Origin of the sequence: Streptomyces sp. H39-S7 (assembly GCF_027158205.1) — a bacterium.
Lineage (GTDB): Bacteria > Actinomycetota > Actinomycetes > Streptomycetales > Streptomycetaceae > Actinacidiphila.
Window position 1 is genome coordinate 66,717 of the sequence record NZ_JAPVLU010000017.1, and the last position, 12,411, is coordinate 79,127.

Consider the following 12,411-nt stretch of genomic DNA (forward strand, 5'->3'; position numbering starts at 1 on the left):
GGCAAGACTGGAGCCGTTGCTGCCGGTAGGTGGCAACCCGGGGCGCGGTGCGGTGGAGTCCCGGCCGATCAGATCAGCGGCGGACACCGCCCGCCTGGCCTGACGGGTCAGGCCGCATCGCCGCCGTCGGGTGATCGCGGTGCCCTAAAGGACTCATAATCCGTCGGTCGTGGGTTCGAGTCCCACCCGCCCCACCTTGGCCTGCTGGAGCAGAATCGTTCGGGCCAACGCCTGTCGCGTCAGGGCCTCGTCGGCCGTGGCGGCCGCGGGACGGGGCGATCAGTCCAGGTAGCCGCGGAGCTGGTCGGCGAAGGCGTGGTCGCGGAGCTTGTTGAGGGTCTTGGACTCGATCTGGCGGATGCGTTCGCGGGTCACGCCGAAGATGCGGCCGATCTCCTCCAACGTGCGGGGGCGGCCGTCGGCGAGGCCGTAGCGGAGTTGGACGACCTTGCGTTCGCGTTCGCCGAGGGTGGAGAGCACCGCTTCGAGGTGTTCGCGCAGCAGCAGGAAGGCGGCGGACTCGACGGGGGACGTGGCGTCGCCGTCCTCGATGAGGTCACCGAGGGCGACATCGTCCTCCTCGCCGACCGGGGCGTGCAGGGAGACCGGCTCCTGGGCCAGCCGCAGGACTTCCGTGACGCGCTCCTCGGTGAGTTCGAGGTGGGCGGCGACCTCTTCCGTGCTCGGCTCGTAGCCGTGTTCCTGCAGCAGGCGGCGCTGGACGCGGACGACGCGGTTGATGAGCTCGACGACGTGCACGGGGACGCGGATGGTGCGGGCCTGGTCGGCCAGGGCCCGGCTCATGGCCTGGCGGATCCACCAGGTCGCGTACGTCGAGAACTTGTAGCCGCGGGCGTAGTCGAACTTCTCGACGGCGCGGATCAGACCGAGGTTCCCCTCCTGAACGAGGTCGAGCATGGTCAGGCCGCGCCCGACGTAGCGCTTGGCGACGGAGACGACGAGCCGCAGATTGGCCTCGATCAGCCGCCGTTTGGCCATCCGGCCGTTGACCACCAGCCGGTCCAGGTCGACGGCGAGCTGCGAGTCCAGGTCGGGGAAATTGCTCAGCTTCTCCTCGGCGAAGAGGCCGGCCTCGACGCGGCGGGCCAGTTCGACCTCCTCGACGGCGGTGAGCAGCGGTATTCGGCCGATCTCGCGCAGGTACTGCCGGAAGAGATCCGCGGACGGCCCCGCCGCGTCCTCACGCGACCGGCGTTCCCGGTCCTCGGCTGCGTCGTCGGGGTCCTGGGCGGCGCGGTTCTGCTCCGGGACCCGTTCCCTCGGCTCGGCCTCGGCTACCGACCGGACCACCTCGGCCACGGTCGTCAGGGTGTGGGTCTGCACGGGAGCGACCTCCATGGTGAGCACAGTCACGGGCTCGGAGACGCGCGGAATCGGGACGGTCGCGGCCTGGCCGCTGTCCGCCCGGGAGTTCGCCGTATGCGGATCACCGGTCGGATCTCTGTTTGCAGAATCCGGTATTCCGCGCTCCGAGGACTCAGGCACCGCCCTCAGTGTGTCGCACGACGCACCCCCGCCACGAGGGGCGTGCGGTGGATTTTTCGGGCCAATGTCACGGGTTGCGATCGTTCCGTCACGGCAACGGGGACACGCCCGCGAAGCGCTCGGGGAGGTCGACGACCCGGCTTACAGGGCCTCGGTGCCCTGTTCCCGCAGCCGCTGGCCGTACTGCTGCAGCGCCCACAACTCGCTCTGGACGGCGCCGAGCTCCTCGGCCCCCGCGCGCGGGCCGAGCCGGGTGAGATTGGCCCGGACCTCGCTGATGCGCCGCTCGACGGCCTGCCGCCGGACGGCGACGAGCTGCATGCCCGCGTAGACCTCGTCGGGGGCCCGCCGGGTGTGGGTGGCCTCGACGGCCAGTTCGGTGACGAGGATCCGGACGGTGTCGTCCGGGGCCACCTCGCGGACGCGGGTGAGGTAGTTGTCGTCCGCGTGCTCGGTGCCGCCGGCCTCGGCGATGGCCCGCCGGACGGCGGCGTACGGCGGGGCGGTGAACTCGTCCTCGCCGTAGGCGTCGAAGGCCGGGGAGACCAGGTGCGGGTGCTGGAGGGCGAGCTTGAGCAGCTCGCGCTCCACCCGGTGGGAGGGGCTGCGCAGGTCCAGCCGCGGTCCGCGCGGCGGCTGCGGCCGGGTGACGCCCTGGCCGGCGCCACCGGAACCCTGGCCGCCCTGCCCCGGGCCCTGCTGGCGGTCGCGGCGCGGGTCCGGGCCGCGCTGGCCGCGGTCGCGGGCCCAGCGGGCGAGCTGGGAGACCCGGCGGACGACGAACTGCTCGTCCAGGATGCCGAGCTTGGAGGCGAGCGACACCGCGTACTCGTGCTGGATGGACCCGTCCTTGATCCCGGCGACGATCGGTGCGGCTTCCTCCAGCGCGGCGGCGCGGCCCTCGGCGGTGTCGGTGTTGTGGCGGGCGACGGCGCTGTGGATGGCGAACTCGAAGAGCGGCGAGGAGTTCTCGACGAGGTTGCGCACGGCCGCGTCACCGTCGGCGAGCCGCAGCTCGCAGGGGTCCATGCCGCCGGGGCTGATCGCGATGGAGGTGCGGGCGGCGAACTTCTGGTCGTCCTCGAAGGCGCGCAGTGCGGCCCGCTGGCCGGCCGCGTCACCGTCGAAGGTGAAGACGACGTGCGAGCTGGAGTTGTCCATCAGCAGCCGGCGGAGGATCTTGATGTGGTCCTCGGCGAAGGCGGTGCCGCAGGTGGCGATGGCGGTCGTGACGCCCGCGAGATGGCAGGCCATGACGTCGGTGTATCCCTCGACGACGACGGCCTTGCCGGTCTTGGCGATCTCCTTCTTGGCGAGGTCGATGCCGTACAGCACATGGGACTTCTTGTAGAGCGGGGTCTCGGGGGTGTTCAGGTACTTGGGCCCGTTGTCGTCCTCGCGGAGCTTGCGGGCGCCGAAGCCGATCACGTCACCGGTGATGTCGCGGATCGGCCAGATCAGCCGGCCGCGGAAGCGGTCGATCGCCCCGCGGCGGCCCTCGCTGGCCAGCCCGGACGTGAGCAGTTCCTTGTCGGTGAAGCCCTTGCCGCGCAGGAAGCGGATCAGGTGGTCCCACCCGGCGGGCGCGTAGCCGACGCCGAAGTGCTCGGCGGCGGCCTGGTCGAAGCCGCGCTCGGTGAGGAACTTGCGGCCGATCTCGGCCTCGGCGCTGCCGAGCTGCTCGACGAAGAACTGCGCGGCGACCTTGTGCGCCTCGATCAGCCGGATCTTCTCGCCCTGCTGGCGGCCGGGGTTGTACCCGCCCTCGTCGTACCGCAGCACGATGCCGGTCTTGGCGGCCAGCCGCTCGACGGCCTCGGAGAAGGAGAGGTGGTCGAGCTTCATGACGAAGTCGAGCGTGTCGCCGCCCTCTTGGCAGCCGAAGCAGTAGAAGAGCCCCTTCGAGGGACTCACCTGGAACGAAGGGGACTTTTCATCATGAAAGGGGCAGAGCCCTTTCAGGTTCCCCCCGCCCGCGTTCTTGAGCTGCAGGTACTCCGAGATGACGGCGTCGATCGGGACCGCGTCCCGGACCGCCTTGACGTCCTCATCCTTGATCCTGCCTGCCACCCGTGAAGTCTAAGGCCCAGGTACGACAGACCCTTGACCTCCGCTGCGGGCACCCACTAGCTTCCCCAATTGTAAAGAATCTTTACTAATGGAGCCGGGTACCGACGGAGAGGTGGGCGCATGCCCCACAAGCACAGTCGACGACGTGGAATCGGCCTGGCGGCAGGTGCGGCCACGGCCACCGCCGCCGTCGTCGCTACCCTCCTCAGCGGCGGCGCGGGCACCGCCGGCGCCGCCACCGCCGGACAGGTCAGGGTCAACCAGGTCGGCTACGACGGCAGCGGCGCCAAGGAGGCGTTCCTGCTGGCGAAGGGCACCGTCTCGGGCGCCACCTGGAAGCTGCTCGACAGCGCCGGCGCGACCGCCGCCTCCGGGAAGACCGGGGCCAGTGCGGGCAGCTGGAACGCCGCCTACCCGGCCGTGTACCTGATCGACTTCAGCTCCGTGAAGGCCGCCGGCAGCTACCACCTGGTGGTCAGCGGCGCGGCCACCGGCGCCTCGCCCACCTTCACCATCGGCACCGCCAAGGACGTCTTCGGCAAGCCCGCCGCCGATGCCACCACCTTCTTCCAGGCCCAGCGCGACGGCCGGAACGTCGTCCCCGGGTCGCTGAAGCGCCAGCCGTCCCACCTGAACGACGCGCACGCCGCCGTCTACGACTGGCCGAAGTTCACCAGCGGCGACGGCGACACCATCGCCAAGGCGCCGGCCAAGCTCGGCGGGACCGTCGACGCGGAGGGCGGCTGGTTCGACGCGGGCGACTACCTGAAGTTCACCGAGACCACGTCCTACGCCGCCGCCACGCTGCAGATCGCGGCCCGCGAGACCGGGGCCTCCCCCACGTCCGCGCTCGGCGCCGAGGCGCAGCACGGCCTGGACTGGCTCGACAAGATGTGGGACGGCGACACCAAGACCCTCTACATCCAGGTCGGACTCGGCTCGGGAACCGACAGCGGCAGCGTCGTCGGCGACCACGACACCTGGCGGCTGCCGCAGAAGGACGACGCCGACACCGCCAACCCGTTCCTGCGCAACCGCCCGGTGTTCCGGGCCGGCGCCCCCGGCTCCAAGCTCAGCCCGAACCAGGCGGGCCGGCTCGCCGCCGACTTCGCACTCGGCGCGCAGCGCTACGCCGCCTCGGACCCCGCGAAGGCCAAGGGGTACCTGACGGCGGCGGCGCAGGTCTACGCCCTCGCGGACACCAAGCCCGGCAAGCTGGTCACGACCGTCCCGTACGCCTACTACCCCGAGACCAGCTGGCAGGACGACCTGGCCTTCGGCGGCGCCGAGCTGGCGCTGGCCGCGCAGAAGCTGGGCGACCCGCGAGCCGCCGGCTGGCTCCAGCAGTCGGCCACCTGGGCGAAGGCGTACGGCACGACCGGTGACACGCTCAACATGTACGACACCAGCGCGCTGGCGTACGTGGACCTGGCGCGTGCCATCAAGGCCGCGGGGAACCCGTCCGGCCTGCCGGTCTCGTACGACACGCTCATCGCGAACGTCAAGGCGCAGATCGCCTCCGGGCAGGCCCGCGCCGCGAAGGACCCGTTCCACGCCGGCGCGGTCTACAACGACTTCGACGCCGACTCGCACACCCTCGGCCTCGCGGCCACCGCCCGCCTGTACAAGGGGCTGACCGGCGACACGTCCGTCGACCGGTTCGCCGTGCAGCAGCTCGGCTGGCTGCTCGGCGCCAACGCCTGGGGCACGTCCTTCATGGTCGGCTCGGGCACCACGTACCCCCACTGCACCGGCGGGCAGCTCGGCAACCTCGCCGGGAGCCTGGACGGCAAGGGGGCGGTGGACACCGGAGCGATCGTCAACGGGCCCAACGGGACCGCGCAGTTCGCCGACGGACTCGGCGACTACCTGGACGACATGCGCAAGTGCCCGCCCGGCGGCGCGGACCCGTTCGGCTCCTTCACCGGTCACGGAAGTCGCTATGTCGACGACGTCCGGTCCTGGCAGAGCTCCGAGCCCGCGCTCGACATGGACGCCTCCGGGCTGCTGGCCTTCTACCTGTCGAGCTGACCGACGCGGACCGGCTGGTCCCGGGACGGACCCGGGATCAGCCGGCCGACGTCTTGATCGCGAAGATGAAGTGCGGTCCGCTCGGTTCGACGGTGAACTCCTCGCCGGTCGCGGTGAACCCGAGGTGTTCGTAGAAGCCCCGGGCGGACGTGCGGCCGTTGCACCACACCAGCTCGGCGCCGCGGACCGTGGCCTCGGCGAGCCCGGCCTGGAGCACGGCCGCGCCGTACCCCTCACCGCGCACCTCGGGGGCGCTGCCCATGCCCCGGAACCGGTAGGCGGCGACGTCCTCACCGGGCATCGTGTCGGGGAAGAACGTGACGCACGCCCGGACAGCGCCCTCGTCGTCGTAGGCGGCGACGTGGAAGGTGGACTCGCGGGAGTCCTCCGGGTAGATCGCCGTCTCGCGCGGCAGGCCGGTGCGCAGCACCGCCCAGCGCAGCTCGAAGATCTCCTCGACGGGTACGACGGCCGTCCGCATGACGTGTTCCTCCGCTGGTCTGTCCAGTGCTCCGGTCAATCCAGGAAGGAGGCTAGCGGCACGGTGGGGTCCGACAGCCGGTCGGGGTCCACACTGCGGCCGGACCGGATCAGCTGCTGGATCGGGTCGGTGACGTCCCAGACGTTGACGTTCATACCGGCCAGCACGCGTCCCTCGCTGAGCCAGAAGGCGATGAACTCCCGCTTGCCGATGTCGCCCCGGCACACCACCTGGTCGTAGCTGCCGGGCGCGGCATGACCGGAGAACTCCATGCCCAGGTCGTACTGGTCGGAGAAGAAGTACGGGACCCGGTCGTAGCTGACGTCCCGGCCGAGCATGGCGCGGGCGGCGGCCGGACCGCTGTTGAGGGCGTTGGCCCAGTGCTCGACGCGCAGCCGGCCGCCCGACAGCGGGTGCTCGATGTTGGCGACGTCGCCGGCCGCGTAGATGTGCGGGTCGGAGGTGCGCAGCGAGGCGTCCACCGCGATGCCGCCGCCCGCCGACCGTTCGGCCAGGGTCAGCCCGGCGGCCTCGGCGAGCGCGGTGCGCGGGGCAGCGCCGATCGCGGCCAGCACGTCGTGGGCGGGGTGCTCCTCGCCGTCGTCGGTGAGGGCGGCCAGCACCATGCCGTCGTGGCCGGAGATCTCGGCGAGCCGCGCGCCGAAGTGGAACCGGACGCCGTGCTCGCGGTGCAGGTCGGTGAAGACCCCGCCGAGTTCGGGGCCGAGCACCGAGTACAGCGGCGTCGGCTCGGGCTCCACGATGGTGACCTCGGCGCCGTAGCCGCGCGCGGCGGCGGCGACCTCCAGGCCGATCCAGCCCGCGCCGGCGATGACGAGGTGGCCGTTCTCGCGGCCGAGCGACGTCAGGACGTGCTTGAGGCGCTCCGCGTGCGAGAGCCGCCGCAGGTGGTGGACACCGGCCAGTTCGGTACCGGGAACGTCCAGCCGGCGCGGCTCGGCGCCGGTGGCGAGCAGCAGCTTGTCGTAAGGGAGGACGGTGCCGTCCCCGAGCCGCACGGTCTTCGCGGCGGGGTCGAGGTGCACGACGGGCTGGCCGAGGTGCAGCTCGATGTCGTGCTCGGCGTACCAGGCCGTCTGCTGGACGAAGACCGAGTCGCGTTCCGCGCTGCCGATCAGGAAGCCCTTGGACAGGGGTGGCCGCTCGTACGGGTGCTCGCGTTCGTCGCCGATCAGGATCACCCGCCCGGTGAAGCCCTCCGACCGGAGGGTCTCCGCCGCCTTGGCGCCGGCCAGTCCCGCTCCGACGATGACGATGGTCTGGTCTGCGTCCACCACTGTGCGCCTCCCCAACAGATGCCGTACCTGCGAGCGTCCCTTACGTCACGCCTGGCGGGAAGAGCGCCGCGCCGAGTCGACAAAGCGCCCCTCGTATGCCTCGCGCTCCCGCAGTAGGGCGGACAGGTGCTCCCTGGCCCAGTCGCAGGTGGCCGCGATCGGAGCGAAAAGAGTACGTCCGAGGGCGGTCAGCTCGTACTCGACGCGGGGCGGGTTCTCGTCGTACGCGGTGCGGGTCACGATGCCGTCGCGCTCCAGGGCGCGCAGCGACTCGGCGAGCACCTTCGGGGTGATGGCGTGCAGCGGGACCCTGAGTTCGGAGAAGCGGCGCGGGCCGTCCTCCAGGCACATCATGATCATCCCGGCCCACTTGTCGCCGACCCGGAAGGGGGTGGCACGGCTGGGACACTCCGGGGCGAACATGTCGGGCCGCAGGGGCGCGAGGGCGGGACGCTGCCCGGGCGGCTGCGGGGTCTGGGAGGTCTGCGGGGTCTGCACGTCCTGCGGGGTCTGTGCCGTCTGGGGGGTCACCTCTCCCAGCGTAGAGCCGGTTTCGTTGCGGTAACCGGCAGGTCGGCGGTTACGGTCCCCGCAGTCGACAACGGGAGGCCGTTATGAGCAGGATCGCGGTATTCGGTGCGGGTGGGCAGTTGGGGCGTCTGGTGGTGGCGCAGGCGGTCGGCCGCGGGCACCGGGTGACGGCCGTGGTGCGGGATCCGGCGAAGTACGCGGATCTGGCCGGTGCCGGGGTGGCGCTCGTGGCCGGTGACATCACGGACGCGGGCAGCGTGGCGGCGGTCGCCGCGGACCACGACGTGGTCGTCGGCTCCGTCTACACGCCGCTGACCCCCGCCGACCAGCTGTACCCGGCGGCGGCGCGGGCGCTCCTCACGGGGGTGGGAGCGACGCGCCTGCTGGTGGTCGGTGTGGTCTCGACCCGGGAGGCCGCGCCGGGGGTGATGCTGCTGGACACCCCCGGATTCCCGACGGAGGGCCGCGAGTTCTCGCTGGCTCGGGCGGCGGAGCTCGAACTGCTGCGCGGCGCCGGGCCGGAGGTCGACTGGCTGCTGCTGATGCCGCCGATGGAGATCGACCGCGCACGGCTGGCCGTGGAGATCCTCGACGAGATCGAGACCCCGAAGCACCACCGCACGGCGGTCCCGGCCGGCGGCTGAGCGGGGCCGCGGCGGCACGGCGCACGACCGGCCGTCCGGACGCCCGCGCCGGTGCGGCGGTGTGCCGGTGCCTCACACGAGCCGGGCGGACCGTCCCGTCGTGAGGCGGGCGTGCAGCACAGTGGCCGTCGCGTCGGTGAGCGACGCAATCTGGTCGACGACGGCGCGCAGCCGCGCGCGGTCGTCCTCCGCCTCGTCGAAGATGCCGCGGAACTGCGGGTCCAGACCCTCGGGGGCGCGGGCCAGCAGCGCTTCGGCCAGCTCCGCGATGAGGATCCGCTGCTCGGCGCGGCGGCGCTCCTGCGCGGCGCGCTGCATGACGTACCGGTCGGCGACCGCCTTGAGGACGGCGCACTCCAGGCGCTGTTCGCGCGGCACGACCAGCTCGGCGCGGTACCGCGTGAGCCGTCCGGTGCCGTAAGCCTCGCGGGTGGCGCGCTCGGCGGCCAGGCAGAACCGGCCGATGAGCTGCGAGGTGGCGTCCTTCAACCGCGCCTGGGAAATGGCCGAGCCGTCGTAGCCGTGCGGCCACCACGGCTGCTCCAGGAGCCGGTCGAGGGCCTCGGCCAGCTCGTCGGGGCCGGCGTCGGCCGCGTACCGCTCCCCCGCGCAGTCGAAGATGTCGGCCCGCTCGGCGTCGGCGAGCAGCAGGTTCGGGTCGAGGTGGCCGGCGTGCAGACCGTCCTCCACGTCGTGCACCGAGTACGCGACGTCGTCGGCCCAGTCCATGACCTGCGCCTCGAAGCACTGCCGGTCCTGGGGCGCACCGGCCCGCACCCAGTCGAAGACCGGCAGATCGTCCTCGTAGGCCCCGAACTTGGGGCTGTCGCGGTTCGTGGGGTGGCCGCCGCGCGGCCACGGGTACTTCGTGGCCGCGTCCAGGGCGGCACGGGTGAGGTTGAGGCCGACGCTCACCATCGTGCCGTCCGCGTCCCGCTGGAAGCGCTTCGGCTCGATCCGGGTCAGCAGCCGCAGCGACTGCGCGTTGCCCTCGAAACCGCCGCACGCCTCGGCGACCTCGGCCAGCACCTGCTCGCCGTTGTGCCCGAAGGGCGGGTGGCCGAGGTCGTGCGCCAGGCACGCCGTCTCGATGAGGTCGGGGTCGCTGCCGAGCGCGGCGCCCAGTTCCCGCCCCACCTGCGCGCACTCCAGCGAGTGCGTCAGGCGGGTGCGCGGGCTGGTGTTCATCAGGGCCGAGCCCGGGTCCACCACCTGGGTCTTGCCCGCCAGCCGCCGCAGCGCGGCCGAGTGCAGCACCCGCGCCCGGTCGCGCTGGAAGGCCGTGCGGCCCGGCCGCTTGTCGGGCTCGGTCACGTAACGGTCGGTATCGGCGTCCCCGTACGGCCCGTACCGCTCGTACGGCCCGAGGTGCGCGGCCGCCGCGTCGGTCCGGTAGTTCGCTTCCATGCCTGTGACCGTAACGCTCCGCCGTGACGGACGCGCCATCGGTCCTGCCGCGCCGTACCGGGTTACGCGCTGGCGAGATGGAGCGGTGGGGCCAGGCCCGCGGCGGCCAGTGCCTGGTCGTAGCGGTGCAGCACCAGCCGGGCCATGGCGCTGTGCGCGCCCAGCGGCGCCGCCGCGATCCAGGGCGCCCCGGCGGAGGTCTGGGTGGCGAACCGCCCCGGGGCGGTGAAGTACGAGGCGACCGCGACCCGGTGGCCGCGCGCGGTCAGCGCGCCGGCCGCCTCCTCGACGGTGGGCCCCGCGCCGGAGGCGTAGGCGGGCAGCACGGGGGCGCCGCCCAGCCGGCGGCTGAGGAGTTCGGCGGTGCGGGCGGTGTCGGCGGGCCAGTCGGGGTCACGGGAGCCGGCGGCGGCGAGCACGACGCCCGCACGCCGTACGCCCTTGCGCCAGCCGGCCTCGGTGAGGCGCACGTGCAGCGTCTCGGCGAGCAGCGGATGCGGGCCGAGTGGCGCGGCGGTCAGCCCGCGCAGGTGCGGGGCGCGGGCCAGTGCCTGCGGTATGTCCTGCTTGACGTGGTCGCCGCGACCGAGCAGCAGCGGCACGAGCACCACGTCGCCGTGGAGCGCGGCGAGGGTGTCGTCGAGCAGCGGCTCGTTCAGCTCGATGTGCCCGAGGTGGACGGGCAGGCCGGGGCGCAGCGCCCGGATCCGGTCGAGGAGCGCGCGCACGGTGCGCCGCGCCTCGGGGTCGCGGCTGCCGTGCGCCACCGCGACCAGTGCGGGGCCGCGGGGGACCGCGGTGAGGGTGACACGGGCGAGCTGGCTGCTGAGCTGCGCGGTGATCCGGTTCATGAGCTGCGCCGTACTGTCGAAACTGGTGGACGGGCTGGGGCCGGCGGGCCGGTCGGAGCCGTCGGCCGGGGGCCGGCCGGACTCCGGGTGCGGTTGCGGGTGCGCTGTCGACGCCGTCATGGACCGAGCCTGAAGGGCCGAGGTTGCGCCCGCGTTGCACAGTGGTGACAACTGTTTACCGCCACCTCACGGCCGTCAGGACCGCCTGTGAGGCCGCCGTGCACGGACCCAGTCGCCGCCGGGGATGACCCGCCCCGACGCCCGCAGGGCCGCCGCCGGCGCCTCCCCCGCCAGGTACACCCAGGCGTCGCACGGCAGGCCGTCGCAGAACACGCGCAGCGCCGACCGCTCGTACAGGTTCCCGCGCGCGCCCGGAACGTGCTCCTCCAGCCGGTCGAGGTCGGCGAGGACGCGGTCGTAGTGACCGGGAAGGACGGACAGCAGCTCACCGTGGACACGGTCGGTGACGCCGTCGTCCGCGAGGGCGGCGTACGGGTAGCCGGGCCCTTCGTACAGCAGCGCGCCGGGCAGCACGGCGGGGCGCGGGGGCGCGGTGCGGCCCGCCACCAGGACGTGGTTGGCCTGGCCGGGACGCAGCGTCCCGTAGACGAAGAACGGCAGGCGGAGCCGGGGTGGCAGGGGCAAGGCGGCAGTCCTCTCGTTCCTCGCCGGGCGCGGCTGAGTCCATCGTGTCCGGAACCGTACCGGCGCCGTAAGCGTCGATCCGGACGACAGGGTCGATCGACGGGAGGGCGCCGCATGAAGCCGGGCCGGATACGCGCGGCGGCGCCCACCGTGCTGCGGGGGCTACGTGGGTTGCGCGTGCTGCGCGGGTTGCGCGTGCTGCGCGGGTTGCGCGCGTTGCGCCTGCCCAGGACCCGGCGCGGCCGGCGGCTGCTCGTGCAGGCCGTGATGGCCTGCTGCGTACTGGCGCTGCTGCCCGCGACCTGGCTGCAGGCCTCGGCGGACGGGCGGGTGCGGGCGGTCGCGGACGTGCCGTCGGAGCCGGTGGCGGTGGTGTTCGGCGCGGGGCTGGTGGACGGGAAGCCGTCGCCGTACCTCGCGCACCGGCTGGACGCGGGCGCCGAGCTGTACCGGACGCACAAGGTGCGGGCGATCCTGGTGACCGGCGACAACAGCCGCACCGACTACGACGAGCCGGGCGCGATGCTCGGCTACCTCGAGAAACAGGGCGTGCCCGCGTCGAAGGTCGTGCTGGACTACGCCGGCTTCGACACGTGGGACTCGTGCAGCCGCGCCAAGCGGATCTTCGGGGTGGACCGGGCGATCCTCGTCAGCCAGGGCTTCCACATCCGGCGGGCGCTGGCGCTGTGCGACGCGGCGGGCGTCCAGGGGTACGGCGTCGGGGTCGACGAGCCGCACGACGTGACGTGGTTCTACGGCGGCGGGCGCGAGCTCGTCGCGGCGGCCAAGGCGGCGCTGGACGTGGTGGTCGAACCCGACCCCGTCTTCCTCGGGCCGAAGGAGCCCGGTGTGACGCGGGCCCTCACGGAAACGCGCTGACGTGCGCCCTCTCCGGAATCCGCCGTCCTCACACCGGGGAACGTGGCGCGCTGAGGTGCGCGTACCGG

At 72.8% G+C, this 12,411-nt stretch carries 11 protein-coding genes; 3 read left to right on the plus strand and 8 right to left on the minus strand.

Annotated features, from left to right (window positions below):
• Positions 1-279: 279 nt before the first annotated feature.
• Both O3X23_RS18255 and dnaG read right to left on the minus strand, forming a co-directional pair.
• Positions 280-1,482 carry an RNA polymerase sigma factor gene (locus tag O3X23_RS18255; protein WP_443047888.1) on the minus strand — a complete coding sequence of 401 codons (1,203 nt, stop codon included), beginning with the start codon at positions 1,480-1,482 and terminating at the stop codon, positions 280-282.
• Positions 1,483-1,647: 165 nt separating this feature from the next.
• Positions 1,648-3,576: a DNA primase gene (dnaG, locus tag O3X23_RS18260; RefSeq protein ID WP_269272471.1), complete on the minus strand. Its 1,929-nt coding sequence runs from the start codon at positions 3,574-3,576 to the stop codon at positions 1,648-1,650.
• 120 nt (positions 3,577-3,696) lie between these two features.
• Between dnaG and O3X23_RS18265 the strand changes: the two genes are divergently transcribed.
• Complete coding sequence (locus O3X23_RS18265) at positions 3,697-5,607, plus strand: glycoside hydrolase family 9 protein (protein ID WP_269272472.1); 1,911 nt, start codon at positions 3,697-3,699, stop codon at positions 5,605-5,607.
• 37 nt (positions 5,608-5,644) lie between these two features.
• On the opposite strand, the gene O3X23_RS18270 is transcribed toward O3X23_RS18265, so the two are convergent.
• From O3X23_RS18270 to O3X23_RS18280, 3 genes are read right to left on the minus strand one after another with little or no spacing between them, the layout of a single operon-like run.
• Positions 5,645-6,088: a GNAT family N-acetyltransferase gene (locus O3X23_RS18270; RefSeq protein WP_269272473.1), complete on the minus strand. Its 444-nt coding sequence runs from the start codon at positions 6,086-6,088 to the stop codon at positions 5,645-5,647.
• 35 nt (positions 6,089-6,123) lie between these two features.
• Positions 6,124-7,386 carry an NAD(P)/FAD-dependent oxidoreductase gene (locus tag O3X23_RS18275; protein WP_269272474.1) on the minus strand — a complete coding sequence of 421 codons (1,263 nt, stop codon included), beginning with the start codon at positions 7,384-7,386 and terminating at the stop codon, positions 6,124-6,126.
• A 45-nt stretch (positions 7,387-7,431) separates the two neighbouring features.
• Positions 7,432-7,809, minus strand: a complete 378-nt coding sequence (locus O3X23_RS18280) for a winged helix-turn-helix transcriptional regulator (RefSeq protein WP_269272575.1) — start codon at positions 7,807-7,809, stop codon at positions 7,432-7,434.
• A 191-nt stretch (positions 7,810-8,000) separates the two neighbouring features.
• Here O3X23_RS18280 and O3X23_RS18285 point away from each other — a divergent pair, with 191 nt between their 5' ends.
• Positions 8,001-8,561 carry an NAD(P)-dependent oxidoreductase gene (locus O3X23_RS18285; RefSeq protein WP_269272475.1) on the plus strand — a complete coding sequence of 187 codons (561 nt, stop codon included), beginning with the start codon at positions 8,001-8,003 and terminating at the stop codon, positions 8,559-8,561.
• Positions 8,562-8,633: 72 nt separating this feature from the next.
• Here O3X23_RS18285 and O3X23_RS18290 read toward each other — a convergent pair whose 3' ends face one another.
• The 3 genes from O3X23_RS18290 to O3X23_RS18300 all read right to left on the minus strand — a co-directional run bounded on the left by O3X23_RS18290 (position 8,634) and on the right by O3X23_RS18300 (position 11,464).
• Complete coding sequence (locus tag O3X23_RS18290; protein WP_269272476.1) at positions 8,634-9,968, minus strand: deoxyguanosinetriphosphate triphosphohydrolase; 1,335 nt, start codon at positions 9,966-9,968, stop codon at positions 8,634-8,636.
• 62 nt (positions 9,969-10,030) lie between these two features.
• The gene (locus tag O3X23_RS18295) at positions 10,031-10,819 is read right to left on the minus strand and encodes a sirohydrochlorin chelatase (RefSeq protein WP_269272576.1); all 789 of its coding nucleotides are present in this window, start codon (positions 10,817-10,819) and stop codon (positions 10,031-10,033) included.
• Between the two features lie 195 nt (positions 10,820-11,014).
• Positions 11,015-11,464 (minus strand): gamma-glutamylcyclotransferase family protein, encoded by a 450-nt coding sequence (locus tag O3X23_RS18300; protein WP_269272477.1) that lies wholly within the window; start codon positions 11,462-11,464, stop codon positions 11,015-11,017.
• Positions 11,465-11,578: 114 nt separating this feature from the next.
• Between O3X23_RS18300 and O3X23_RS18305 the strand changes: the two genes are divergently transcribed.
• A complete protein-coding gene (locus O3X23_RS18305; RefSeq protein WP_269272478.1) occupies positions 11,579-12,343 on the plus strand; it encodes a SanA/YdcF family protein in 765 nt (254 codons plus the stop codon).
• Positions 12,344-12,411: the final 68 nt, after the last annotated feature.

Coding starts and splice junctions, on each gene's coding strand:
- O3X23_RS18265 (WP_269272472.1), top strand. CDS start 3,697: ATGCCCCACAAGCACAGTCGACGACGTGGAATCGGCCTGGCGGCAGGT.
- O3X23_RS18270 (WP_269272473.1), bottom strand. CDS start 6,088: ATGCGGACGGCCGTCGTACCCGTCGAGGAGATCTTCGAGCTGCGCTGG.
- O3X23_RS18280 (WP_269272575.1), bottom strand. CDS start 7,809: ATGTTCGCCCCGGAGTGTCCCAGCCGTGCCACCCCCTTCCGGGTCGGC.
- O3X23_RS18285 (WP_269272475.1), top strand. CDS start 8,001: ATGAGCAGGATCGCGGTATTCGGTGCGGGTGGGCAGTTGGGGCGTCTG.
- O3X23_RS18290 (WP_269272476.1), bottom strand. CDS start 9,968: ATGGAAGCGAACTACCGGACCGACGCGGCGGCCGCGCACCTCGGGCCG.
- O3X23_RS18295 (WP_269272576.1), bottom strand. CDS start 10,819: ATGAACCGGATCACCGCGCAGCTCAGCAGCCAGCTCGCCCGTGTCACC.
- O3X23_RS18305 (WP_269272478.1), top strand. CDS start 11,579: ATGAAGCCGGGCCGGATACGCGCGGCGGCGCCCACCGTGCTGCGGGGG.